This window comes from Roseateles sp. P4_D2 (assembly GCF_056401875.1).
This window is the reverse complement of record NZ_JBFUIM010000016.1, coordinates 36400-60652: the sequence shown is the minus strand read 5'-3', so window position 1 is coordinate 60652 and position 24253 is coordinate 36400. Positions and strand designations below refer to the sequence as shown.

Here is a 24253-nt window from a genome sequence, read left to right as displayed (position 1 = left end):
CCATCAGAATGGCGACAGTGCCCGCAATGCGTATCGAAAGATGCCGAAAAACCCTGCTCGCACGGGTCGAGTGTCAATCAGCATGGCACCTGGAAAGGCTTGAGGCACTCGAACCAGCGAAAAAGGGTCCAGGTATACGGAGCTTAGGTGGGGCGTAATCGTCGCCTGAAAACGAATGCCCGCGTTCCACGCCGCGAGTCTCTCGACCATCACGGTACTTCCGGTCCGACATACGTCTTCAGTCGGATTCAAGCTTTCCAACGCTAGCAAAAGATGTGCGGGACGATCCGGAGGTGCCTCTGCGACAGCAAAGATGAACCGCCCGAACAGCATTGTGTCAAGCCTAAAGCTAATGTGGCTGTAAAGGCGGATATGGCGAGACGCTCCAATGAAATACCGATAGGAAAACACTACCTTTTCGCCGGGTGCAAGTCGCCAATCAACTATGTAGCGCCCCTCGCCAGCATTCCACCGGACGATCGCGTCGCTCATGGGGCCTCCAACGTTGAAGCCGTAGTAGCGGAAATGCAGCAAGCGCGCAATCAAGCTGCTGAAAGGCCAAGGCGGCAAACGAGCAGCGTATTGGACTTGCCCATCAAGAAACTCTCTGGTCACGAGAGGCGTCGTGGACGTCACATCGTCGAACCGAAGCACAGTCGATGAGGCCGCGCTCCCGGCAATCTTTGGCCCTTCCCCCACTGCCCCTGCGCTCGAATCAAGGCGAACGCGAACACTCGATGGAGTCTTAAGCGCGAAAACTTTCAACGACATCGTGTAGAGAAGGCTCTTTGCAAGCAACAGGCAAACAAGGACAAGCAATACGGTGTCAACCGCCCACGCCGTGCTCTCCGCCAGACCGAGCGCCTTTCGCAAATCAGCTGCGGCATGACGTATCTCTCGGCTGCCCTGATTACGTAGCGCAAAGATCGCCTGATCCGACAACGTGCCGACAGCCTTCCGCGAAGCGTCCGCACCGTCTACGAAAGCTTGTCCTGCCGAGCGTCGGGTTGACTCGTACCGCTCCTCCAAGAACTCCGCAGCAGCGTTCTGTACTTGCCCGAAGAAAGCACAGCAGGGCTTTCGACCGAGCGCGATCCTGCGAAACCTAGAAGCTTCAAGCGCTTGCGCCTGCTCGCCGGCAATTTGTTCTCCCTTGTCCGCATTCAGAAGGGCTGTGACGGTGGAATGCTCCAAATCGTCCAGCTTTCGCGCTTCCCACTTGTCAATGGAAAGCTCAATGCTTGTCCGCATAGGCTGGGGAATCACCTGCCCGTGGCGCCCCGCGACGAGCCTTGACTCGCACGGGAAGGAACCGACATTGATTGCTGCTGGCTCCCCGTCGACCTCCTGAGACACCACCTCACGACTCTTGGCCTCGAAGCTGCACATACTTGGTATGCCAATCGCCGAATATTGGCCTTCAGCGCGGGGCACATGGTTTGCAACCGCCAGCGCGACACCAAGCGTCTGACGACGTACCTGTTCTGAGTAGATCAGCAACTTTGCGATTGCCCTTGCGCGAGCTGCCGCCGGCGGTGCGAGACCAGGCTCAATGCCTGGCAACGCAACCGTCGAGACGGCCCCGGCCATCTGCTTCTTGAGCTGGATTACTGCGGACTCGCTGGCCTCTTGGTTTGTGATGATGGGAGGGTGCTTGCCTCCGAGAACCAGTGCTGTTTGTGCCTTCAGTTGCTCTTCGACTCGTGCAAGTTCTTCCTTGCGAAGGTAGGCGATGATCTCGTTTACGTTGACGTACTGCAGCCATCCCCCGATATTCGGATTTGGCAGCGCCTGCTGGACTGGCTCATGCGGTCGTTGTAGCTCGGCCCTAGTCGCTCTCAGTCTTTGAGTCACGGGGTCTGATCCAAGTAGCACTTCTTCTTCGATGCGGTCGTCCACAAGGCGGAGCCCGAGTACGTCGGGGGTTGCCAAATACTTCTTCAGGACCGTGTTCAAGCTAGGCCGGTTCTCAAGATTGAATTTTTCGTCCCCTAGGCTCCCCACCTCCGCAATGACGTGTTTTTGCCATGCCCGAAATCTCTCCTCCCAGTAGATCTCGATGTTTTGACTTAGGGGGCGATGAGTCGGCTCAGTGTTCGCATTGAAGACCTCATCACAGGGGAGCGCCCCGCCAGTGGCTGTGCAATAGCGGTCGATCGGCGTGGTGTCGAAGACAACCTTCTCGGCGACTCCTACGAGCAGTGAATGCAGCTGCCCTCCGATCGCGACGAAGACGATCATCGGCGACCAGTACAAGAGAGCGGAAGCAAGCTTGCGTAAGTAGCCTGAGTCGGTCCTACGCACCTCCAGGACTGTCGCGATGTTCTGTCGAACGATTTCTACTGCGACGGTTATTAGTACGTTTGCGCAAAACCAAACCACCATCAGGTCAATCTTGATCTGTATTTGCTGGCTCAGCCTCGACGCGATCCAAGTCGCAAGGATCGTCAAGGCAAGAGCCATCCGTCTATGTGGCGATAAGACTGCGAACGCAATCAGGAAGGCCACGCAACTCGCACCGAGGTATTGGTGGGAGCTGACGTCAAAAAGCTCTTTCCAATCTGGCATTGCTGAAACAGCAACCACGAGGAACGTGTGCAGTGCAGCGAACCCAACACTGATCAATGAGGTGAACAGCGTCCGCACCCTAGCTAGCAGCATGTTGTGCCCTCCCATGAATCGTTAGACGCCCTCACGGCGTACGGTTCGGTCTTCGAATTGATGATCTAGCTTAACGACCGCTGCTGTTTGCCTGTCCTGAGACTTCTATAACCTTCCACGGTCGAAACCGGACGTGCAGTACGTGGTGCGTTAGGGCTCCCCGATTCCCTCTGGCTCCCGGCGCCGTACGAGAACGACTGGGCCGTTCGTGCGGCTCGACCGCGTGATTCTGATATCTCAAACGGCGAGTTGAGAAGTCCATTGCTAGCTTTGAAAGCTACGGCTGCGGGAGCACCACGAGTTGAGCTGTCGAAGCAACTGGTTAGAACGGCGAAGCGGCCGGTCAGGCGCTGCGAACCCCAGTGGCCGGTTTTGGTGGCAGCGGCCGCTTAGGCGTAGAACCGCGAACGATATCAGCCTGAAGCAGTCAGCATCTCAGCACTCGGAGGTGGGCCGAGTGGTCAAGTCGCCGGACACGCTGCCCTGCACGACACCTCTAGACAAGGTGGTCATCAGGCGCCGGATTCGATGCTCAGAAGACGCTGGACCTGGTGCTCAGGTCGCGTCGGAATATGCACCTCCCCTGGATTGCAGCTTCCGCGTTCTGACTTCCAGATGGCGACATCAGATAGCGGCTATGTCGCTCGGAAGATATCCCACGGAGCTGCGTGCTACTTCTTGTCCGCTGTGTCGATATGACCGCGCCGGCGTACTTCTGACGCCTCGTTTGACCGTCCCTGCTTGTCGAGGGCCTTCGCCCAGCCGCGGAACGCGTCTGCGAAGCTCGGGTCGATTTCGGATGCGATCCTATAGTCCGCGATGGCGGCATCTAGTTGGTTCAGCGCGAGCTCGGCATGGGCTCGGTTGATGTAGCCGATCTTTTGCTTTTCCCCCTTTTTCTTGGCTATCTCGATGGCTTGGCTGCTTTTGTCCAGTGCCTCCGCGTATCGGTGGAGGGTGAGCAAGGAGTCCGCCCAGTTGACGAGCGCACCGTCCCGATCCGGTTCAAGTTTGAGGGCCTGCTCGTACTCGGCAAGGGCTTCCGCATCCCGACCTAGGTAAGACAAAGCCGTCCCAACATGTTCATAGGCGTCCGCCATCGGCTGGGCGTCCCTGCTCTTTCGATAGGCAGCGATGGATTTCTCGTATTGCTTTGACTCAAGAAACGCATAGCCCAGACCCAGCCCGATGAGAAGCTTGTCCGTCGGCTTCTCCGCGAGCTTCTCGGCGTGCTCGAGCATCGGAATGGCTTCTGCATAGCGCTCCAGCTCATTCAACGTCACTCCAACCATCACGTAGCCATGGGCTTCCTTGGGGGCCAGTTCGATCACCGCACGCCCAGCTGCAAGCTCGGCGTCCGACTCGTTGGCTTGCGAGTACGCCGCGGCGAGGATCTGCCAAGCCTCGACATTCAGCGGGTTCAGTTCCACTGCCATCTGCAGTTTTTCTTTTCCCTCGCTCAGTTGCTTTCGGCTCAGTAGCCTGCTGCCCCAGCTAACGAGCGGCCAGTCAGCGGGTGGCGCCAAACGAGCGCCGGCATCAAAAGCTGCCAGCGACTCTTCGGGTCGCTTGAGCATCCACAGGGCGTCGCCAAGCCCGAAGATCGCTTCCGGATTCTTGGGGCGCAATCGCATTGACGTTCGAAACTTTTCCTCCGCCTCGGAGAACCTACCGGCATGGTTCAGGGCAATGCCCCAATTTCTGAACGCGATGTCGTTCTTGGGATCGAGTTGAGCTGAGAACCTGCACTTTTCGACAGATTCCTCCGCCTTGCCTTTGCCGGCAAGCGCATAGCACCATGCGAGGTAGGCAAAGGCAACAGTCTTCGTGTCGCCCTCCCGAATGAGACGTTGAACAAGGCTGATCCCTGTAGAAAAATCACACGGCGGCATCTGTGTGCAGCGGTACCGCTCTGCAGTCAACTCGTGCCGGACCAGGGCTTGCGGGTTGACTTCATAGGCGACGAATCGAGCGACACCTTCGGCGAGACTGTCAGCAGACATGCCGGTCTCCACGCTGGCCTTGCCTTGAGAGCTACCGTCGACCCTGTTCACTTGGATCTTGACTCTCAGGCCTTCTGAAGTCTCCAGCACACTGCCTGACACTTCGAAGCGACGCCTTGCGAATCCAGCCTGCACGGCCCGAATCAGATCCTTGAAGCCAAAGCCGGCACCAGGAATCTGGATGTCTACGCTGTTGCCGCCGTTTACTAGTGCGAATGCAGCTGCCTGCATTTCTGGTTTCGCAGCCCGGCGCCCGTCGTGCACAGGACGAGACATCGCTCGCAGACTAGTCGCGACTTCCGCGGCTAATGCGGCGCCGGTAGCGCCTCGCTTGACCTGGTCTTCCCCCATTTCAAAAGGCAGGATTTCGACCACATCTGCATCAATCGCGCCTCGAATCTGCTGCCACCCCAGAAGGACGAACAGAAGCGCTGCCAGCGCTGCTGCGAAGTTCACAAGGAGCTTGCGAGCTTGTTCCGCCCAGGTGCCGCAGCGTTCCAGCGCGGTCTCCTTCTGAGCTCCTGACGGGTGGTACCCGACTCTCCCGGTCACGCCGTTTCGCCGAAGCGTTTTCGCATTCGGTAGGTTGGCTTTGCTACGCCTTCGTAGGATGGACATGTCGACTCCGCAAAGAGGCAGAGCGCTCGCCTCGCCGTGATGCGAGTCAAAGTGTCTTGGCCGACCGGTGACTTCGCATCCTCCTTTTTGGGGATTTACTCGATTCGAATGAAATTTCTCGATCTGTGGTCTACAACTTCGATGGGTTCAAGAGAAGTAACGTTTCTTTGCAGCTGACGACCCGTTGACGCGTCCGGTTCCGTTCCCCTCCTCAAGCTGCAGATCGCAATGGTGGAGTAGTGGCTCTCCGGCTTCTCAACGCTGTCTTTGATTGAAGGATGAAAGCCAATGATCCACCCATTGATCGCGCGCTTCGAAGCGGGCGCAGAAGTACTTGAGCTTCAAGGAGACAGATCAACTCCCGACGATGCCATGACTCGTTTGGCAGCTTGGATGAAGTTGGCTGCAGATCACCTGACCGAGGATGACGAAACGGTGTTGGTCGCGATCGGTGCCATGCTGTACCGAGACGGTCTAAAGCGTCGTATCGCTGGCGGAGTCTGAGCGATGAGACAGGCCTCCTATGGGTCTAGGCGCAACTGGGCCTGTGCCTACGTCGAGCCCTTTCGCATCGACCAGTCGTTGAAGCCGAACTCGTTCCAGCGCGCCTTGGCCTGACGACCGAGTAGAGACCAGAACTTGGTAAACGGTTCATCTCCCATCTCCGCGCGCAATTCATCCAGACGGCTCGCAGAAATGTCGTCGTCCCAAAGCACCCATCCCCAATTGCCTTCCTCGTCGATCTGCTCGAATTCGAAAAAGAAGCACAGGCCGCTGCGGTGCCAAGCTTGCGGCATGGGCTTGCTGTGCTCCTTAATCTCCCAGTCGTTGCGCCAATCAGCAGGCCATCTCTCGAGGTCTGCCAGCAGTTGAGTGTGCGACATGGTGTGACTTCAACCGTCGTAGTCAGGCGACTGCGAACTCTGCTCGCGTCACTTCTTGCCCTGGCAGATGTCCGTTCGTTGAGCCAGTTTCGGCCTGGCGGCGCTGATGCTCGGTCTGGACCAGGAGGTCGCGCAACTCAGGGTCATCGGCGATTCGCCGCTGCGCTTCCAGGATAGCGGGCGCGAACTCGGGGCTGGCGCGGAGCTTGTAGGTCAGAAAGCTGTCATGCCGTTCAGGAAGTACCTTCCACCACGCCAAGATGCTTGCGGGATCGTTCAGGTTCAACAGCATCTCTACCCTCCTTGATTCGGTGCGCCGCACATGGGATTGCGTGCAATTACTGTATGCGTGTACAGTATTGTTTGCAAGCTGGGTTTGAGCGCCGTTAGAGGCCTGCCTAGACTTCAACTGCACGCAGCAAGGTGGCCTCATGAACTCGCAAACATCCTGGCGTCAGGACTGGGAGATCGACGACACGGGCGACGACCTACCGACTGCATGGCACCGGTCCGGCCTGAGTTTCGAGCTCGAGTACGACGACATCTTGTGGGTCTCTTGGTCCGCCGAAGTGTCCAAAAGCCGAGAGAAGGAACTCCTTCTCGAGATGGGGGAAGCCGGCTTCGCCGAGTTCCAGGGCGAGTTGCGTCGTCAGCTTTTGCAGTTGTGGCGTGAGCTGGGCTACACAGACTTCTCTTCTTGCAAGAGCGACCTTAGAGCGCCATGGCGCGCAAACTGGGCCATGAATACCGATGAAGGCGCGTCGGCTCAGGCGGTGCACTCGTCCGGCCTAGGTCTGACTCTCCACCCCGACATCGACATGGGTTGCGTGCCCGTGTGGGAGGCGGTCGAGTCATCCAGCTTTGCTGACGAGTGCGCGCGCCTGAAGCGCGAGATGGGCGAACAGCACTACGCAGAGTTCCTGGCGGATCGGCGTCGCGAGGCACTGGAGATCTGGTACGGCCTCGGCCGCGGAAATGGCAACGCCTTGCGGCCGGCCGCTCGCACCGAACTCGCTGCACCGCGCTCGATGGAATCACCCACGCCGTACGCCCTTTGGTTTGAGCTAAGCCCCTTTAGTGTCGAGAACGAGGCTGCTGCTCGCGAGGTCGCAAGGAAGGTCTTGGACCGCCACTTCGGAGCGGACAACGTGGTCGCGGCCCACCAGGCCGCGCTGGCCACGGGGAAGCGTTACGTCTCCGATGCGGGCGCCATGCCTGCGGCCGTGCAAGCCTGGTTGGCCGCGATCGGCGAAGCCTACTGGACGGCATGGAAAGCAGCAGGTCTGCCTGCCTTGACGTCAGAGCTGTCTCGAGACAACCCACAGCTCGACGACAGCTGCGTCATGGTCGGTCCAAGCGGCTCTCCAGAGGCTGAGCAGAAGCCGTTTGGGCTGACCTTGAGGATCTTCGATGTCTGGATCGAATCGAGCATTTTCGAGCCGGACGAGGAACTCGCCGTCGCGGACCAGGTGCGTAGCTCGCTTTGGACCAGGTTTGGCAGCCAAGAGGCGGTGCTTGAGGCCAAGGCAGCGTGCGACGCCGCGGGCGGTATCCGGGCTCAAGAGCCCCAACCCGCTCCGGTCCTCGAGTGGCGATCAGCTGCGAGAGCGGCCTTGGCTGAAGCGATCGAGGACATCACGCAGTTTGACCACGAGGCAGCTGAACGCATCCGCGGCCACATGAACTTCGGGCGATGCCATATCGAAGTAAGTCGGCACCGTCCTCCGAAGTCCGTCGTCGCGTGATCTAGCTTTGCAGCCAGGCGCGTAGGCCCGCACTTCTGTCAAGGTCGACGCGCGTGAGCGTATAGCCTGTGTCAGTGGGCTGACAGAGCCAAGCCACGGCGTGACCAGGGGTCTGGTCCGGACGGCAGGCGTCCATGGAGCGCGTCATGTATCCACTGCCTGCGTCTGAAACCCAGAGCGTGGCGATTCCATGTGTCTTCGCGAATTCGAGCGCGCCTGACTGAAAGCTACTCGTCGCGGCCACGATTCCTTTGTGCGCCTTTGTATCTCTGAGCTTCGATTCCAAGACCTGGATGGCCTCACGCTTGATGGGGTTGCGGTGATGCTTGCATTCCACCAAAACCACAAACTCGGCGTCGTGGAGGGCCGAGAACCTGGCGACCACGTCCATCTCGTACTCGCCTCCGTCGCCTACGACGGTTTCAAGCCTCGTGACGCGAAGGTCGATCAGCCCAGCGCCAGCGTTAGACAACCAATCGCGAACATGTTGCTCGAACTCAGCAGGGGTAAGGTTGGCGGGGTATGCATGGTCAGCGTGGCGCTTCGAAGGAGATTGGGCTTGATGTTGCCTTAAGGTTTCCGGTCATTTGAAATCTCGGCTCTCTATCGGCAGTTCGCCAAGCATCTTTGACAGGTCAACCACATCGTCAGCGATCAAGCTGCAGGCGTCGCCTTTGCGCTGCCACCTGCCAGTGACGCCGAGGAATCGTGACTTCAACAGGACTTCGCGATATTCATCTCTCACGCTGGGCCACACAATGATTTGCACCATGCCGGTCTCGTCTTCTAGGCTGACGAAGAGAACTCCCTTGGCGGTCGGCGGGCTCTGGCGCAGCGTCACCAAGCCGCAATAGCGAATGCGTGTGCCGTCGGGTACCTTGTCCAGCTTGCCTGCCGTGGCATATTTCTTGAGTTTGTGGCGCATCAGCGCCAGGGGATGACTGCGCAGCGTCAGGCCCGTCGTACGGTAATCCCACAGCACGGCTTCCTCTTCGGTAGCTTCGCGAAGCTCGATTTCGACCTCGTCGATTGCGGCGTCCTTCAGCAACTCGGGGGGCTTGCGCAACGCAGCGGCATCCCAGACCTGGTTCCGCCGATGGCCGGACAGGCTCAACAGCGCGTCCGCCGCTGCGAGTTGACGCACATCTAGCTGCTCCAGGTCGGCGCGTCTGGCCAACTCTTCCGCGTTGTTAAAGAACCCATTCGCGCGCGCCGCGACGATGCGCTCTGCTGACGCCTGCTTCAATCCGTCGACAAGCCGCATACCCAACCGCACGGCCGGCTGATGCGCGATGTCTTCCATCGTGCAGTCCCAATCGCTGTGCAGCACGTCGATGGGACGCACCTCCACCTCGTGGCGGCGCGCGTCCTGGACCAGCTGGCTAGGACTGTAGAAGCCCATTGGCTGAGAGTTCAGCAACGCGCACAGAAACTCCGCCGGGTAGTGGCGCTTGATCCAGCAAGACGCCCACACGATCAGCGCGAAGCTGGCTGCGTGGGACTCAGGAAACCCATAGGAGCTGAAGCCTTTCATCTGTTCGAAGACGCTTCGCGCAAACAGCTCCGTGTAGCCACGCTCCTGCATGCCGACGATGATCCGAGGTTCGAACTCGTCCAACGACCCGGTTCGCCGCCAGGCAGCCATACCGCGTCGCAGACGATCAGCCTCGCCGGGCGTGAATCCCGCGGCCAGGATGCTCAGCTGCATGGCCTGCTCCTGGAAGATGGGCACTCCATGCGTCCGGCCCAGTGCCAGCTTGATCTCTGGGGTCGGGTAGTCGACAGGCATGAGGCCGTTGCGGCGTTGGATATATCGCTTGGCCGTGCCGCCATCGATGGGCCCAGGCCGCACCAGCGCGACCTGCACGACCAGGTCGTAATAGCACCGCGGCAGGTGGATCGGCAGCATGGACATCTGCGCACGGCTCTCGATCTGGAAGACGCCGACCGTGTCTGCCTTGCAGATCATGTCGTAGGTCTCGGCGCAGTCAGCCGGGATGTCCTGCCATTCGAAGTCGTAGCCCAACCGATCGCCGATGCTCTTCAAAGCTTTGCGGACGGCGGTCAGCATGCCCAGAGCCAACACGTCAACCTTGAGAAGGTTCATCAGATCCAGGTCATCTTTGTCCCACTGGATCACGGTGCGGTCTTCCATCGCCGCGTTCTCGATGGGCACGATGCGGCTCAGTTGGCCGGCAGTCAGCACGAAGCCACCCGTGTGCTGCCCAAGATGCCGCGGAAAACCGAGCAGCTGCTCGGTGATCGTGCGGAGCTGCCTGACCAGCAGGCTGCCCGGATCCAGCCCGGCCTCCACCAGGACGTCGTCGGTCAACTCGAATTCCCAGCCACCGGCGCCCGCACTCAGGATCTTCAGCGTGGCCTCATCAAGTCCAAGCGCCTTGCCCACGTCGCGAAGCGCGCTGCGGGGGCGGTAGCTCGCGACGACAGCCGTCAGCGCAGCCCGGTCTCGGCCGTACTTTCGATACAAGTACTGGATGACCTCTTCACGCCTCTCATGCTCGAAGTCGACGTCGATATCCGGCGGCTCCCCACGCTCACGGGAGATGAACCGCTCAAAGAGCATCGAGCTGCGCAGCGGATCGACCTCCGTCACCCCGGTGCAGTAGCAGACCACGCTGTTGGCCGCAGAGCCGCGCCCCTGGCACAAGATGCCCTGCGACTTCGCAAAGGCCACGATGTCGTAGACGGTGAGGAAGTAGTGCTCGTAGCGAAGCTCCTCGATCAGAGCGAGCTCGTGCTCGATTTGGGCCTGCGCCTCCGCGGGGACGCCGCGTTTCCAGCGCCGGCCGGCGCCTTCGTAGACGATCTGGCGCAGGTAGCTAATCGGCGTGTGGCCCTCGGGCACGACTTCGTCTGGGTACTGGTACTTGATCTCGTCCAGGCTGAAATTGCACCGGTCAGCCACCCGTACTGTCTCTTCCATCAGTTCGGGCGGGCAGCGCTCGGCGATCACGCGACGCGTACGGAGGTACTGCTGAGCGTTCTGCCGGAGCTTCAGGCCGCATCCGGTGACAGGCATCCTGAGCCGAGTGGCGGTCAGCACGTCCTGCAGCGCTTTGCGCGAGCGCACATGCATGTGGACATCACCCACGGCAACGATGGGCACCGCCGTCAACTCGCTGCACTGCCGCAGCCTGTACAGCTGGACTTCATCGTCAATGCGACGAAGTTGCTCCCATCCCAACCAGCAATTGCCGGTCCAGTGCATCAACAGCCAGCGAGCGATGTTCTCCATCTGCGCCTGCGTGCATTTGCGATCCGGAACGGCAATGACGACGCAGTCGGCCAGCGTGCTGCTGTCGATCTCGGCCAGGTCCAGGTGATACGTGCCCTTCTCCGACCGACGGCGCAGGTGGGTGATGAATTCGCAGAGGTTGCCGTAGCCGTTCCGATTGGCGGCCAGCACAACGAAGCTGAAAGGCGTGTCGGAGCGCACCTCGAACTGACTGCCGACAAGCAGCTTGATGCCGGCTTCCTTCGCCGCGGTGTGGGCGCGGACGATGCCGGCCATGCTGCACTCGTCTGCGATGGCAACGGCCTCGTAGTCCAGCTCTTTGGCGCGCCGGACTAATTCTTCACCTGTGCTGGCTCCGCGCAGGAACGTGAAGTTCGAGATGCAGCGCAGTTCGGCGTATTTCGGAATCACCGCTGCACCTCAACCAAAAGCCCCATGCAGGTACCAGCCGATACCGTCGTCGAGCTGGGCTTTGAAGATCCAGAGCAGGCCGGCATGTTCGGATTCAGCCAACCAGTAGTCGCGCACGATGTTGCGGCCTTGGCCGGCCGCCTCGTCACGGTCCCACCATCCGCCTTCGACGCACTGCGGGCCGGCCAATAGCTGGAGTTCGCCCTGATAGCAGGGTCGCTCATTGCGCACAGTCAGCTTGAGTGGCTCTCGCAGCACCAAGGTGGGTTGTGGCAACGGGGTGGTCGGTGCGTTCTGTCGGGGTACCTCTTCATTCGCCGGCACCCAACGCGCCATCGATTCTTGCCGGTGATCCTCACGGATGACACACCGCTTCACTGCCTGCGGGCATAGCCGTGCCGCCACACGTTCCAGCACGATGTCCAGCGCTTCGCCGTCTTCCGCTGGGTCATGCAGCAACGATGCATTGACGCCCGCCTGGTCATGCACTTCGTCAGCGGTCAATTCCAGCTCGCCAGCAGGCGCGAGCAACGTCGTCTTGGCGAGGTGCTCTCCCAGCAGCTTGCACAGGTGTTGGACCGCGCGGCTCGGTTTGGCCGTCCCCACCGTCAACTCGCCGCCATCGCCGGCGTCGCGCGATCGCATGGCGTCATGCCGCCACTTCAATGTGAAGCGTGTCGTGCCGCTATGGCGGGCGCACAGCCAGCCGCACATTTGGATGATGAGCCGTTCAGCGCCATTCAGCAGCGCTGGCGCATGCTCGACCCGAAAGTCCAATTCGAGCCGTGCCTTGAAACTTTCCGGCAGAACCTCCCATGTGTAGGTCTCGTCGGCGTGACCTTGCCCATAGACCATGTCCAACGCGTGCAGCAGCTCCTTGCCGAACCGCCGGGTCAGGCCGCCTCGTGGCAAGCGGCGCACGTCGCCGAGCGTACGGCAGCCAGTCTGTGCGAGCGTGACTTCATGCGCGCGCACGGCACTGAGGCAACCCATCGGCCGTCGGTCCAACAGATCCTGCAGCGGCTTCTTGAAGCCGTTCTCTATACCGGACCGCGCCAGCACCAGCGCGCCCAGGCCGGTGACAGCCCAGGATACTTGGGCAACTCCGATTTGCTTGGCTTCGGCGACCACACGGTTCCTGAGGGCGCGCCGACCTCCGAAGAGTCGCACGCTGGCCTCCACCTCCATCAGGACGGCGTCTTCGAAGACGGTGACGCGAGGGCTGAACTGCAGTGCCCACACGGCGACGGCCCGGAGTGCGTCAATGCTCGGAGGCTTCGGGTGTTTCGGATCGCGCGTGCACGGCGGCAGCAGGAGTGCTGACCACAACATGGCTCGGCCTGTGGCGAAGGCGGCTGTAATGGCGCAGCCGCGGGGTCATGATGGCGCTGACACCACCGGGAAACGACTCCAGATGGAGTTGATCTTCGAGCGGGGGGCCTTTGCGCTTGAGGACCGTGACCGCAACTTGCCAGTCGGTCTCGTAGCGGGCCAACAGTCTCAATGGGGCGGCGGAAGCGTCACGTGCGGCAGATTCAGGGCGGCACAGAAAGACCGGCCCTGTGCACTGGCTCGCCAGCACCTGCAGCCGCCGGACGTTCTCAGCACGAACCAGGGGCAACCATGCCACTACAGCTCCGCACTTCTTTGACCTCACCAGTTGTTCGGTGGACCAGAGACGGTCCTTGGGCGTGTCGACGTCTAACCAAATCAGGTGTCGTTCGTTGATTCCATCGTGGCGCAAACCGGGAATGTGCGGATCCATCGCAGGCCCCACCAGTGCCGCGGTGCGGCCGGCGGTCGTCAACGAGCCCAACACCGGTAGTAGCAGCCGCAGTTCAACTACCGAAAATTGACTGACCAAGATCTCGGTCAGGGCGCCGCAGGGCCAGCCGCCGCCAGGCAGCACTGCATCCAGGGCCTCGAAGCCTGTCGAGATGGTCTGCGCGATTGCTCCGCCCAGCTCGTTGCCTCGCCAGAGAGCTGCTTCGACCTGTGCGGGCAGCGGCTCTTGAACGCCGCAAACGGCGTTCTGCAGGGGCGAGGACGGGCTGGACGACGGCGAAGCCGTATCCGACCCGGACGAAACGGGATGCATTGGGGGTAGGCGCATGTACTGTATGGCCATACAGTATAGGCAAGCCGGTTTGCTGTCCAGCAGGGAAGTGGCGCCGGCGCGCGGTAAGAGTTGGCGGCGAGGCCCAAGGCACCGCCATACTCAGGACCGCGTCCCCGACACCAACTTAATTGGGACTCGTCGCATGAATCCGATCGTCAACCGTGCTCTTGATCTAAGGCGAAAGCACCCCGACTGGAGCGGCCTGCAGATCTTGGATGTGGCCATGGATGGCCATGTCGAGACGCACCCCGATTTCGAAGTGCCGCCCAATGGCGGTGGCTATGCCGACTGGCTGAGCCCGCCGTCTCCATTCGCGCATATCCTCAAGAGCGCTTTCGGCCTCCAGCTCACTGTTGAGGAGTTCGAGCCCCGCTGCGCACACTGGCACGAGGTGATTGATGGCTTCGCGGCGCGATACCGCCTCTGTCAGTAGCCATGGACGACCTATTTGGAGAAGCGGAGGCAGCGCCGGCCATAGACGGAGCTGCTGTAAGGCCGACGGGCCCGCGCCAAAACATCATGGTTGGCATGGCTTCGTGGACGGACCCATCGCTCATCAAATCCAAGGCCTTCTATCCCAAGGGCCACTCGACGTCGGAAAAGATGCTGCGCTACTACTCAAGCCAGTTTCCGATGGTCGAGGTGGACAGCAGCTTCTTCGCGATGCCCAGCGCCAGCAATGCTGCGCTCTGGGCTGACCGCACGCCTAGCGACTTCAAGTTCAATATCAAAGCGTTCCGTCTTTTGACAGGGCACCAGACGCCACCCAACGTCTTCCCGCGCGACATCCAGGACGTGCTACCGCCTCTCACGGGTCGCAAGAAGAACTGGTACTACGCCGACGTGCCCCGGGAGGTCGTTGACGAGATCTGGCTGCGCTACAAAGCCGCCATCGAGCCTTTGAAGGCGGCCGGGAAGCTGCGCGCCGTGCACTTCCAGTTCGCACCTTGGGTGACCGGCGCGCCTGAGTGGCGGGCTCATGTCGAGGAATGTGTGGCTCGCATGGGCGACTACCGCCTGGCCGTCGAGTTCCGCAACAAGTCGTGGTTCGGTGATGGCCGTGCCGAGCAGACGCTGGCATGGGAACAAGCATTGGGAGTCACGCATGTCATCGTCGATGAGCCGCAAGGGGTGGGCAACTACGGCCATGGGGTGTGGGCGGTAACGACGCCCGATCTGGCCCTCGTGCGCCTGCACGGCAACAACGAAGACACGTGGAAGATCAATGCGGGCGCGGCGTCCGAGCGCTTCAACTATGAGTACAGCGACGCAGAGTTGGAGGAGATCGCGCGCCGTACTGCTGCAATCGCCGAGCAAGCTTTCGACGTCCAGGTGGTGGTGAACGTCAACTACGAGGATCAGGGAATCCGCGCTGGTCGGCGACTGGCGCAACACCTTCAACAAACAAGAATCTGACAACGTGTAGTTCAAATGGCGGCCCGTCGTGTAGCTCGCCGGGCACTCTTAGTCGTTTGCTACCTTCGTCGGTAGTCCCACGGCGCCGTTGGCGTGGCATCCCTCCACAAGCCCCGTCGAGCCCGGCGTGAGTCCACTTCCGCCGCCGCGTAGAGCCTTCGGTCCTCCGCCGATTGCTCGCTCGCGTAGCGACGGTAGTGCCAAGCCATTCCCCGCTTCACCTGCTCCAAGCAGACGTCTACATTCCCGACCGAGACTTTGCCAACGATCCTGCCGTACCGGTCGTGCTTGGTCCACTCCACGACAACCTGTCGTCTGAAAACCGCGGTAGCCAATGTGTCCTTCGATTGCGTCCCGAAAGGCTGACGCTTTTCCGGGGCATCGATGCCTGCGAGGCGCACTTTGTGCTGCACCCTGCCTTCGTCCAAAACAGTGATGGTGTCTCCGTCCGCTATGGCGACGACCTCTCCGCGAAGAGTTGAAGCATGCACATGGACGGAGGCGACGGAGATGCAAGCGAGCAACGCGACAGTGGCCGCCCATCTCGCAAGAGCTATCAACGCCGCACCTCAGACTTGTAGAAGTAGTCTTCCACCATCAGTCGAGCACGGTCCGACGATGTCGCGTCAGGAATGGAGTTGCGCAGAAACACATAGTGCCGGCATTGCGGATCGTGACGCCTGCTCCAATCGAATACCCCTTGAACCTTCGCTCTAAACTCCTGAAACGTCAGTGGAGCCGCCATCAGCTCGGAGAGCCCTGGCAACGACCTTGCATCGACATCCCTGACGGGCGGCCATGCCGCCGACACTGTGACCGAGTCCGGACGCAGATCCACATTGAACAAGAACTGGATAGTTCCTTGCTCGTCTGCCCAGCATGGGGGCCAATCTCGCCCCCCGCGCGCGTCGAGTCTGTTCTTTAGGTATGCGACTTGGCCGCGGAGGTCGGTGTTCTCCTTTTGGACGGAGTCGATCCCACGCCCTCCACGCCCAGCACCACCAAAGTCCTTCGCGACGCGAACGAGGTCTTTGATGATCTGCTCTTCGGTGCCAGGCTTGACGTCAACGCCAAGAAGCTCCTTGGCCTGTTGCACAAGAGTGGCTTGCGCCTTGAGCGCTTGTGGCACCTTGGTTGCGATTTCACGGTCAAGCCTTTCCTTGGCCTGAGTCGTCATAGGTCCGGAAGCGCCAGTCGCCGATGGCGCGGGCATCACTCGGCTCGCACTCGATGCCGCCCCGGCTGGCGCCGATGGTCGCGCATCCGTCGCGCCAAATTGACCTCCCTGTTCGGCCTTGGACGCAGCCGCAGACGCCGGCGGGGTAGGCCCGGCTGCAGCTTGACCGGCTTCTCGCGCTTCCTGAATTGCCTGACGGGCCCTTTGTTGCAAGACCAAAGCGCGCGCCACCTCTGACTTCATGCCTTCCTCTTTGGACCCGCCGCCTGCTGCGTTCGCCGCTTCTTGAAGCGCGGTGAGTGCGCGCAGCTGCTCGTCGAGGTTCTTCACCTCCTGCTTCAGCCGATCTCTCTCTGCCCTCGCGTCCTCACCGAGCAACATCGTCTTGATGACTTCGTCCGGGGCCTTCGCACCGCCGGCTCGCAGCGCGGCGTTGAACTCTCCCTTGGCTCTTTCGAAGGCTTCAGTCGCCCGGCCCATGCCCTGCAGCTGCTTGAGGGCCTCCTCTGCTTCCCTGCGGTCTGCCTGCTCCTTGAAAACCAGGTAACCCAGCAACAGCAGCAGGATGAACACAATGGTGAACGCAATCTCCGTTAGAGATAACTGAAAGACTTGGTCGTTTCGCTGCCCCACTCGAAGTCCTTAAGAAGTGCCGCCTTGACCAGGCTTGTCGCCGGCTTCGGGTGCGATCGAAGGCGCAGCACCTGTGCCTCGCCATACGGGAGCCGAGGCATCTGGCAACGGGAGAGAACTTGCCGAGCCCACAGCTCCCCCCGCACTCGGCTGAGGCGTCGCTGCCACAACGCGCGGAGCCGCCTGGAAGGCGCTGAGCAACGGCCCGCTACTCGGTACCGCTGCCGAGGTTTCTCCAGCTCGAAGGTTCGAATCGAGCGACGGGACGCGGGGGCCAGCGGGAATCTGGATGCCGGAAGGAGGCTGAGCGGCCCGCGGAAACTCTGCCCGCGCACGGCTCAACGTCTCAATCGACCGCAGCTGAGTTGCAACCGTTTGGAGTTGGCCGACGGCGGATTCCATGCGGTCGAAGAGCCGGCCGGCGCCACTTCCTAGGTCCTGCAGCAGAGCCGCCGAAGTACGCTCCGTCGCTGCCACCTCTTTCAACTGACTCGTCAGACTCTCTGTGGCGGCCGTACTGGCTTGCCAGCCTGCCACCATCGCCGCCGAAGTACCGGCACCCTGAGCAATCCTGTCTGCCACGAGCGCCGTTGCTTTGGCGTTGCTTTCCATCCGGTCGATCACCGCGCCAAGAGACGCGTGGAGTTCCTCACGAGTGGTCTGCGCTTCGCCTACCACCCGCTTTACTTGACCAAGAACGTCTGACGAAACAGTGGTGGACGCACGCAACTGAGCGGTCACGTGCTCGAGCAGCGCATCAAAGCGCGCCATGCTGTCTTCGATGCGCTCCAAGGTGGACAGCTGCCCCTTCGCAGCGTCGAGGACGGCGTACTGCTGAGCTGACAACCGCAGGACACTCTCCATTGCGCCATCGGTCGCCGCGGCCTTCTCGTTGAGCTTACGTAGGGCCGTCCCAAGCACCTTGGAGGCATCGCCGACTGCTCCTGATGCCTGCTTTACCTCTTCGGACAGCGCCGAAGCGTCGTGCCGAATTTGCTCCATGGGCGCGGCCAGATGCTGCACGAAGAAATCGTCCGGGAACGTGGTGTTGTTGAGCCGCTCCGACACGGCGGCGGCAAACGAATCGACCTTTGCATCAATGCTCGTCAGGTTCGCACGCATCCCCTCCGAATAGCCGTCCACCGCCTTCGAAAGTCGCATCGTTGCCGCTCTGACCTCGGTGAGCGCCTCCGTGAACGCCGCCTGATTTCGTGCTGTCAGGTCCGTGAAGAAATGCGTCAGCTTGTCCGCATGGTTCCTAGACATCGACTCGACCTGTGCATGAACGCGCTCGACCGTCTCCTTGGCGGCGGTATCGACTGCGGAGTGGAAGTCGCGAAGCCGCTCGTTGGCGATGACAAGATGCTCGCGGAATCGTTGCGAAGCCTCGATGACAGCTTCTTCGGCATCCTGAATAGCGTCCGCTCCATCCTTCTTAAAGCTCACCAGATAGACACGTACAACCAGACCGACCACTGTGCTCACCATTGCAGCACCGAAGCGAACCGCGATCTCCTGCAACTTCGTGCCGATGCTTGGGAGGTCGAACAGGCTGAAGATGATCGAGGTAATGGTGAAGATGAAGCCGAGGTAGTAGCAGGTGTCGGCAAACTTCTCATCCGTGACGTCCTGATCGCGCCGCTTCAGCCCCAGAAGGACATAGGCACCCATGATGGCCAACGGAATGCCGAATCCAAAGCTCCATTGGAGTTGAAAGTACCACCCTATGAATGAGGACGTCGCCTTGAGGACGATCGTGACCAGGAACAGCTTCTGGACTCGAATATCAAGCAAGCTGTTCATCGTCATCCCTCCAAAGGTCGAATGGCCACCACCCGCGCGCCGGCGGCGTTGAAATAGGCCTCCCAGAAGGCGGCCTGACGCCGCGTCTGCAGCTGAGGGCTGTTCATGAGCACGTTGAGTTCCACGTTGACTCGCGGCATCTGCAGCGCCACCTTCCGACCGTAGTCCGTGGCGGCAAAGGTGTCGTACTCGATCGGCCCCCTGTACATGGTGAACGGTGCAGTGTTGTGCAGCATGTCCGAAACAACGATAAGGGTCCGTTCACCATGGACGTCGTATCGGCGAAATCCGTTGATGCTGACCAGTTGCAGCATCTCGAAAATCGGCGAAAGCTTGGCTGGCTCCGTCGAGACCAACGTCTCCAATTGCTGGGTGAGCGGATGCAGGAAGCGTTCCTCGTACTGCCGGCGAAGTTTGCGCTTGTTCGATGTGTATTCGCTCTTGTCGTCGCCATTGCCCGGGTTGCAGAGCTCTATAACGGGACTCGCCGTCTCTTTAAAGTCTTCTCCTAGTACAAAGACGGACAGCAGGTAGCCCTCAGGAGTTCGTCTCTCAATGACTTCGCGAAGCAACTCGGAAAACGCCTGCTTCTGCGTGAAATTGAGCGGGTCGGTCTTGTCGACAAGCAAGACGTAATGCCCTGCGGGCCCGGTGGAAGGACACAGCGTCGTCGGATCGAGCCCACCCGTTTGATGCGCCTTGAAATAGAGCACAGCCGAAATCGCCGCGGCGACGACGAGCACGATCGCCGCGCCTCCGATCATCTGCATCGTGCGTCGTTGCGAAGCCCTGCGGCCGAGTCTTGGCATCAGGTAGCCCCTTCAGTAGGAAAGTGCGCGTCGAGGGGGTCGATGCGGTCGAACTGCTTATTGAAGGCCGCCTGGATGCGTGCACGGATGGTCTGGGCCTCTGTCAGTAAGGCCTCTACCAAGCCGCGCTGCTCAGCCAGCGCTTGCTCATCCGTTGTCGTATCGAAGCTCGGGATGGTCAGCGGGCGAAGCGACGGGTAGGTGTCGAAGTACCCAGGGCGCTTCAATCCGCCTCGGCTGACATCGTTCTCTGTGCGGAATCGCTTTAGCAGAGCCTCGAGCGAGTTGTCTGCGTCCGTGACTGCTTGTTGCAGCCGATGACCGGCGGATGATTTATCGCGAATGGTGGACTCGAATGCAGCGATGGCTGATTGCGACTGCTCAAGCACTCGGTCCAGCGTTTGCAGTTCGCCTTCCTTCAATTCCTCCAGCTCTTCGCGCACTTCGGTCAGCTTGTCTTCATAGTCGTCGATCGCGTCTTGAGTACGTCGAGAGACCGGGCCGTAGCCGGGATACAGGTCGTCGAAGAACACACCGTCGAACAGTGCGACGAGGCCGAAGCAGACACTGACGCCAAACAACACCCAAGACGAACCTGGCTTTAGGCCGAATGGGTTGGCAAGCAATGCCTGCTGGGCAACGCTCGCGGCGTTCGCAAGCTCGGACGTCAACGCGTCTCGATAGTGTGAGATGCCAAGGCCGACACCACAAATGATTGCCAGCGCTAGCACGGTACTTCCCAGGCCCACAACTTTCAGTGAAGGCCTCGCGTGAACCAGGTACGGGACGCATGTGCGCCCAAGGGTGAACGCGATAAGAACGTTGATGCTGGCGGCCATCCCTGCTTCAAAAAGCCCCCCGATCAAACCGCTGTCGAGTCCGGTCGCAAAGAACGACGCGTTGAAGGCGCCTTCGAACAGAATCAACAGGAGCAGGACGCTGATCCGGAAAAACCTGCCGGTCCCCGTCCGCTCGGCCGCTTCTCGCGTCAGGCCGTGACGACTCTTGAACGCGGAGAGTTCAGTTTTGCGAGCGCGGGCAACATCGGCCAGGCGGCGAACGACGGCTTCTTGTTCGCTGAGAAGCGAGCTGGCCTTGCGCTCGAACTCCTCATCAGCTTGGCGTGCTCGATTCACGTCTGCCGTGACGTTCCATCGGCTCAGGTCGGTGCTAAGGATGTTTATGCGCAGTACGGCCCATTCGACGTATTGCTGTCGTACTCGTTCGACCCGCTGAATTATCGACGCCTCCGGCCCCGAAAGTCCTTCCTGATCGGTCGCAGGCAGCCCTGCCTCTCCGAGACGCTTCGCGTCGCCGTCAACGTTGAGCTCCTTCGCGAGCTTGGCGACGTCGATCGGATTCAGGTCCGGGTGGGCCTTCCTGCGGCCTCCGCTATCTGAGGTGGTTAGCCACTGGAAAAACTTCGAAAAAACCCCCATGTCCTCACCGCTCCCCACGGCCGCGCCCAGTTGTAACGCATTGTGACCATTCTGCACCGTTCGGGCACCTTCCGCCTTTCGAATGCGATGAAGATTGCACCCCTCGCTCCGAGGGATTCCCCGCTATTCGACAGGACGCCGTGAGTCGATGCAGCCGCGCCGTAAGGCGGAATCGTGCCGCTATGGCACTGGTGCATCAGAGACGCGCGTGAAGGCTCAGCGTAAGCGTCCGGCGATCCCACCCGACCGCTCAGCTCAACGCCAAGTCGATCCTGATGCTCGTACGCGCCAGTTGTCCCGTCAGGATGTCGTCGTACTCCGCTGCGATTTTCATCAGCTCTTCGAGCTTACGCACGGTCGTTTGCAATACCGAAAGCTCCGCGCGGTCATCGAGGCTTCCGGTTCTTGAAGCCCTGTCGTGCAACGTTGCCATCATCGTCCGGGCCTGCCTTACCGACTCCGCGATGTCCGTTGGGGACCGATGCATAAGAGTCTCCTTCTGATCATTTGGGCCCACTGGGACTGAGTGTGCTCATCGTATGCGTCCGGCGTAAGCGTCCGGTGAACACCGACCGTGGGGCGTCATCAGCCTAGGTGCCAGTTCTTGCTGGCGAGGCGATAGGTGGCTTCGTAGTCGACCGGGCCGTCGTACGTTGCCTCGAAGTAGCTCAGCCGCAGGCCCGTCTCATTCATGCTTGCGGTCTCGATGTGATGCGGCGGCCATTCGCGGCCGAGCTTCTTCCAGACGCTGCGCCAGTTCACTTGCCACGACAGCAGTGAGAAGCTGTTTCCGCCGTCGGCGGAGAGGTATACGTTTGACCTGCCGGCAAGATGCTCCGCATCGCTGAAGTTCTCCACAACGACATGAATGGCGCCGAGCGATGCATGTAAGCGGGAGCGACCTACGTCGCGGGCTGCGGTGTACTCAGGCGTTGGTTGCACCGGCTCATGCTAAGCGACCTAGGCGCCCTCCAGTGATGAGGTAGCACCTCGTCGATCCGGCTGACCGGCAGCACGGGCAGTTGCGCCAGCACATCGCGCAGGTATGCGTAGGGGTCAAGCCCATTGAGCTTGGCCGAGTGAATGAGGCCAAGCTCAACGGGCTCGATCCGCACACCTACCTGCGCGGTGTGCTGGGTCGCTTGCCATCGCACCCCGCCAGCCGAATCGACGAGCTGCTGCCGCATCGCTGGTCACCAACAGCCTGACGCTGCCACCCTGGGCCGCGCCCTTCAATTTGGTTTCGGCAGCCGCTTACTTCGATGTGATCGCAATGTACGAATCGTCAGCAAGCCGAGCAACAGCAAAGGAAGGGAACCAAGCTCCGGCACGGCTGCCACATCGCCGTCAAAGACGAACCACGTGCCGTTAGCTATGGGATAAAACGCTACTTGTTGGACACCGCCACTAAAGCTGAATGTGTAAGCCATGTTGGGGTCGTTGCTAGTAACGCCGCCAGTCCAGACATTGTTGTACGGCACCGACTGGAAATTCCCGGTGTTTGGTGGAAAGCTGTCAGGCTGCTGAACACAACTGGTATAGCCCGGAGCACATAGCGCTTTGTTCCCGAGAGTGATGTAGTACAGATGGGCGAGTTCGCTGGAGGCAGGGTCGACGCTGTATCCGCAGTCTGTCCCGCCGAAATAGCTGAAGTCGCACCCATGAGGGCCGGTGTCATGGGCCGCGGACAGCCGCCAGCCATAGACCCCGAAGAGGGTAATGACGTAGCCGGGCTGCCAGCTCGACACCCCGATGTTGAAGTCCGCCCAAGTGATTTTTAGTGAAGTGTCGAAGAAGGCATCGGAAACGCCGTCCCCGTTCAAATCACGGGGCTTCAGAGTCGCTTCCCAAGTGCCTTGACCAGGAATCGGAATGGCGCTGGCGAGCGAGCAAGCCAACAATAGCAACAGGCTGCCGACGACCTTCCACAATCGCTGCATACGAACTCCTATCATGCTCAGGCAAGCCAACATAGCAGCGTTTGTTAGTCAGCGAAATCATCTGAATTGAGGAAGGCGCGAGCTGCGGCTCAACTCATTGCAACACCTTGGCCGTCCCATCCTCCATACGACTATGGCCGAGTACAGGCGGAGTTCCAAATGAGTAGTGGGGAGATAGTTCACCTGTTTTGTGGGCGCCATCCTGACGGCCAGCCACACGGCGCTCCAGACGAATTTGGCGGACGGTTACGGATCAGATGGGTTCCCGTTCGCTTACCGAGCAGGCCTCAGCCGAACAGGTCGCCCGTCTGCGGGCCGTCCGGCTCCGGCTTCGCGGGCGGCTCGATCTTCGGCTTCCCGCAGCTGATCGAGGAGCTGCCTAGCCGTCGATCAAGCCCCAGAAAGTGCCTTCAGCCCTTGAACACGCGGACGCCTCGCAGCCAAATGCAGCAGGCCTAGGCCGGAGAGCAGAAGCACCGTCACAGCAGGTTCCGGAACGATGCTCGCGCTCACGGTCAACACTTCAGGCTCCAGAAGGACGTAGGACAGATTGGTATACGTGTAGCCATTTTCCCAGTGCGAAATGCCGCCTCCACTGGTCCCCACCTGCGTGGGTCCCACCAAATAGACCCCTGGTGCCGGCAAGTCCATCCCATTTGGCAATGCATACGTGACGGGCATATTCAACGCAAAGTGACCGACGTCACCGGGAGGCCGTTGATCGAGATAAAACTGCAGCCCGAGTTGTTCAACTGACGTGCCCGTGTGCTTCTGCTCGATCCACGTCTGCCCGATTTCAGACGGCGAGTAGTAGATCGGGTAGCCGCCAATCGTCATCGCAAAGTCATACAAGTTCGGCGAAGGCGACCTTGGAGCCCCCACGGGGTCGATCGCACGATCTCCACCAAGCATGTACCGCCACCCACCATAGTCCGCGAAGCTCATTCCAGGGACGTCGGTGACGACGGTCATCGTGATCGTGAAAGGGAGCCCCGCGGCGGGAATACCGTACCAAAACTGCTCGTTGCTTGTTGCCGTCGTAACGTGCCCCGTCACGGTGATCGTGCCGCTTGCGCTGGTGGCCAGCGTCGGAGTCAGCATCGCCAAAGACATGGCTAGAACTAGGAGCGCACGAGGCATTTCAATTTCCCTCCATGACCGAAGTGGGTTGCGACGAGCTTTTGCGGTGGTCGTACCGTTCGATCGCCGGGAGCCACGCGAAGTTTTGACTTCTTCAAGCGCGGAGCGTACCTAGGCCTTAATCGGATGCATCCTCAACAGATAGGAAGATAAGAAAGATTCAATGGTTTGGTGGACACCATCCTGGCCTCCGCAGCCT

At 60.4% G+C, this 24253-nt stretch carries 20 protein-coding genes and 3 pseudogenes; 5 read left to right on the top strand and 18 right to left on the bottom strand.

The genetic code is table 11. The features are described 5' to 3' along the window. Positions 1–3 precede the first annotated feature (3 nt). Positions 4–2241 carry a hypothetical protein gene (locus tag AC1DW0_RS25325; RefSeq protein WP_477948748.1) on the bottom strand — a complete coding sequence of 746 codons (2238 nt, stop codon included), beginning with the start codon at positions 2239–2241 and terminating at the stop codon, positions 4–6. A gap of 1091 nt (positions 2242–3332) precedes the next feature. Beyond that, positions 3333–5282, bottom strand: coding sequence for a tetratricopeptide repeat protein (locus AC1DW0_RS25320; RefSeq protein ID WP_477948746.1), 1950 nt, complete (start codon positions 5280–5282; stop codon positions 3333–3335). 288 nt (positions 5283–5570) lie between these two features. On the opposite strand from AC1DW0_RS25320, the gene AC1DW0_RS25315 reads away from it, so the two are divergent. Next, on the top strand, positions 5571–5786 hold the full coding sequence (locus AC1DW0_RS25315; protein ID WP_477948744.1) for a hypothetical protein: 216 nt from the start codon (positions 5571–5573) through the stop codon (positions 5784–5786). 47 nt (positions 5787–5833) lie between these two features. Here the strand turns inward: AC1DW0_RS25315 and AC1DW0_RS25310 are convergent, their stop codons facing one another. Then, complete coding sequence (locus tag AC1DW0_RS25310) at positions 5834–6166, bottom strand: hypothetical protein (RefSeq protein ID WP_477948742.1); 333 nt, start codon at positions 6164–6166, stop codon at positions 5834–5836. Between the two features lie 22 nt (positions 6167–6188). Next, entirely contained in the window at positions 6189–6458 is a 270-nt protein-coding gene (locus AC1DW0_RS25305; protein ID WP_477948740.1) for a hypothetical protein, read from the bottom strand. Between the two features lie 139 nt (positions 6459–6597). Here AC1DW0_RS25305 and AC1DW0_RS25300 point away from each other — a divergent pair, with 139 nt between their 5' ends. Then, a complete protein-coding gene (locus AC1DW0_RS25300; RefSeq protein ID WP_477948738.1) occupies positions 6598–7911 on the top strand; it encodes a hypothetical protein in 1314 nt (437 codons plus the stop codon). Between the two features lies 1 nt (position 7912). Here the strand turns inward: AC1DW0_RS25300 and AC1DW0_RS25295 are convergent. From AC1DW0_RS25295 to imuA, 4 genes and pseudogenes are all read right to left on the bottom strand, one after another. After that, positions 7913–8413: pseudogene (locus AC1DW0_RS25295) on the bottom strand (restriction endonuclease); the annotation flags it as partial. An 81-nt stretch (positions 8414–8494) separates the two neighbouring features. After that, complete coding sequence (locus tag AC1DW0_RS25290) at positions 8495–11578, bottom strand: error-prone DNA polymerase (protein ID WP_477948736.1); 3084 nt, start codon at positions 11576–11578, stop codon at positions 8495–8497. Between the two features lie 9 nt (positions 11579–11587). Beyond that, a complete protein-coding gene (locus tag AC1DW0_RS25285; RefSeq protein ID WP_477948734.1) occupies positions 11588–12820 on the bottom strand; it encodes a Y-family DNA polymerase in 1233 nt (410 codons plus the stop codon). Positions 12821–12839: 19 nt separating this feature from the next. Then, entirely contained in the window at positions 12840–13676 is an 837-nt protein-coding gene (imuA, locus tag AC1DW0_RS25280) for a translesion DNA synthesis-associated protein ImuA (RefSeq protein WP_477948732.1), read from the bottom strand. Between the two features lie 163 nt (positions 13677–13839). Between imuA and AC1DW0_RS25275 the strand changes: the two genes are divergently transcribed. Together AC1DW0_RS25275 and AC1DW0_RS25270 are read left to right on the top strand one after the other, a co-directional pair. Next, the gene (locus AC1DW0_RS25275) at positions 13840–14130 is read left to right on the top strand and encodes a hypothetical protein (protein ID WP_477948730.1); all 291 of its coding nucleotides are present in this window, start codon (positions 13840–13842) and stop codon (positions 14128–14130) included. 2 nt (positions 14131–14132) lie between these two features. Then, positions 14133–15113, top strand: coding sequence for a DUF72 domain-containing protein (locus AC1DW0_RS25270; RefSeq protein WP_477948728.1), 981 nt, complete (start codon positions 14133–14135; stop codon positions 15111–15113). Between the two features lie 59 nt (positions 15114–15172). Here AC1DW0_RS25270 and AC1DW0_RS25265 read toward each other — a convergent pair whose 3' ends face one another. From AC1DW0_RS25265 to AC1DW0_RS25230, 8 genes and pseudogenes are all read right to left on the bottom strand, one after another. Continuing rightward, on the bottom strand, positions 15173–15514 hold the full coding sequence (locus AC1DW0_RS25265) for a thermonuclease family protein (RefSeq protein WP_477948827.1): 342 nt from the start codon (positions 15512–15514) through the stop codon (positions 15173–15175). 155 nt (positions 15515–15669) lie between these two features. Further along, positions 15670–16863, bottom strand: a complete 1194-nt coding sequence (locus AC1DW0_RS25260; RefSeq protein ID WP_477948726.1) for a hypothetical protein — start codon at positions 16861–16863, stop codon at positions 15670–15672. Between the two features lie 69 nt (positions 16864–16932). Next, on the bottom strand, positions 16933–18726 hold the full coding sequence (locus tag AC1DW0_RS25255) for a methyl-accepting chemotaxis protein (protein WP_477948725.1): 1794 nt from the start codon (positions 18724–18726) through the stop codon (positions 16933–16935). Between the two features lie 2 nt (positions 18727–18728). Next, positions 18729–19535: a hypothetical protein gene (locus AC1DW0_RS25250; protein WP_477948724.1), complete on the bottom strand. Its 807-nt coding sequence runs from the start codon at positions 19533–19535 to the stop codon at positions 18729–18731. Further along, positions 19535–21031 carry a hypothetical protein gene (locus AC1DW0_RS25245; RefSeq protein ID WP_477948722.1) on the bottom strand — a complete coding sequence of 499 codons (1497 nt, stop codon included), beginning with the start codon at positions 21029–21031 and terminating at the stop codon, positions 19535–19537. The genes AC1DW0_RS25250 and AC1DW0_RS25245 overlap by 1 nt, the downstream gene beginning before the upstream one ends. A 193-nt stretch (positions 21032–21224) precedes the next feature. Beyond that, positions 21225–21461: a hypothetical protein gene (locus AC1DW0_RS25240; RefSeq protein WP_477948721.1), complete on the bottom strand. Its 237-nt coding sequence runs from the start codon at positions 21459–21461 to the stop codon at positions 21225–21227. Between the two features lie 98 nt (positions 21462–21559). Then, a complete protein-coding gene (locus AC1DW0_RS25235) occupies positions 21560–21916 on the bottom strand; it encodes a hypothetical protein (protein ID WP_477948835.1) in 357 nt (118 codons plus the stop codon). Next, a pseudogene (locus AC1DW0_RS25230) lies at positions 21877–22062 on the bottom strand (transposase domain-containing protein); the annotation flags it as partial. The pseudogene AC1DW0_RS25230 and the gene AC1DW0_RS25235, both read right to left, overlap by 40 nt. A gap of 9 nt (positions 22063–22071) precedes the next feature. Between AC1DW0_RS25230 and AC1DW0_RS25225 the strand changes: the two are divergent. Further along, positions 22072–22182 (top strand): annotated as a pseudogene (locus AC1DW0_RS25225) (transposase domain-containing protein); the annotation flags it as partial. Positions 22183–22206: 24 nt separating this feature from the next. On the opposite strand, the gene AC1DW0_RS25220 reads toward AC1DW0_RS25225, so the two are convergent. Together AC1DW0_RS25220 and AC1DW0_RS25215 are read right to left on the bottom strand one after the other, a co-directional pair. Further along, the gene (locus AC1DW0_RS25220) at positions 22207–22914 is read right to left on the bottom strand and encodes a hypothetical protein (protein ID WP_477948720.1); all 708 of its coding nucleotides are present in this window, start codon (positions 22912–22914) and stop codon (positions 22207–22209) included. 390 nt (positions 22915–23304) lie between these two features. Further along, positions 23305–24027: a hypothetical protein gene (locus AC1DW0_RS25215; RefSeq protein ID WP_477948719.1), complete on the bottom strand. Its 723-nt coding sequence runs from the start codon at positions 24025–24027 to the stop codon at positions 23305–23307. Positions 24028–24253: the final 226 nt, after the last annotated feature.

Bases quoted from the DNA above. Each gene is read 5' to 3' on its own strand.
- AC1DW0_RS25325 (WP_477948748.1), bottom strand. From the start codon at position 2,241: ATGATCGTCTTCGTCGCGATCGGAGGGCAGCTGCATTCACTGCTCGTA.
- AC1DW0_RS25320 (WP_477948746.1), bottom strand. From the start codon at position 5,282: ATGTCCATCCTACGAAGGCGTAGCAAAGCCAACCTACCGAATGCGAAA.
- AC1DW0_RS25315 (WP_477948744.1), top strand. From the start codon at position 5,571: ATGATCCACCCATTGATCGCGCGCTTCGAAGCGGGCGCAGAAGTACTT.
- AC1DW0_RS25310 (WP_477948742.1), bottom strand. From the start codon at position 6,166: ATGTCGCACACTCAACTGCTGGCAGACCTCGAGAGATGGCCTGCTGAT.
- AC1DW0_RS25305 (WP_477948740.1), bottom strand. From the start codon at position 6,458: ATGCTGTTGAACCTGAACGATCCCGCAAGCATCTTGGCGTGGTGGAAG.
- AC1DW0_RS25300 (WP_477948738.1), top strand. From the start codon at position 6,598: ATGAACTCGCAAACATCCTGGCGTCAGGACTGGGAGATCGACGACACG.
- imuA (WP_477948732.1), bottom strand. From the start codon at position 13,676: ATGCATCCCGTTTCGTCCGGGTCGGATACGGCTTCGCCGTCGTCCAGC.
- AC1DW0_RS25275 (WP_477948730.1), top strand. From the start codon at position 13,840: ATGAATCCGATCGTCAACCGTGCTCTTGATCTAAGGCGAAAGCACCCC.
- AC1DW0_RS25270 (WP_477948728.1), top strand. From the start codon at position 14,133: ATGGACGACCTATTTGGAGAAGCGGAGGCAGCGCCGGCCATAGACGGA.
- AC1DW0_RS25255 (WP_477948725.1), bottom strand. From the start codon at position 18,726: ATGAACAGCTTGCTTGATATTCGAGTCCAGAAGCTGTTCCTGGTCACG.
- AC1DW0_RS25250 (WP_477948724.1), bottom strand. From the start codon at position 19,535: ATGCCAAGACTCGGCCGCAGGGCTTCGCAACGACGCACGATGCAGATG.
- AC1DW0_RS25240 (WP_477948721.1), bottom strand. From the start codon at position 21,461: ATGCATCGGTCCCCAACGGACATCGCGGAGTCGGTAAGGCAGGCCCGG.
- AC1DW0_RS25220 (WP_477948720.1), bottom strand. From the start codon at position 22,914: ATGCAGCGATTGTGGAAGGTCGTCGGCAGCCTGTTGCTATTGTTGGCT.
- AC1DW0_RS25215 (WP_477948719.1), bottom strand. From the start codon at position 24,027: ATGTCTTTGGCGATGCTGACTCCGACGCTGGCCACCAGCGCAAGCGGC.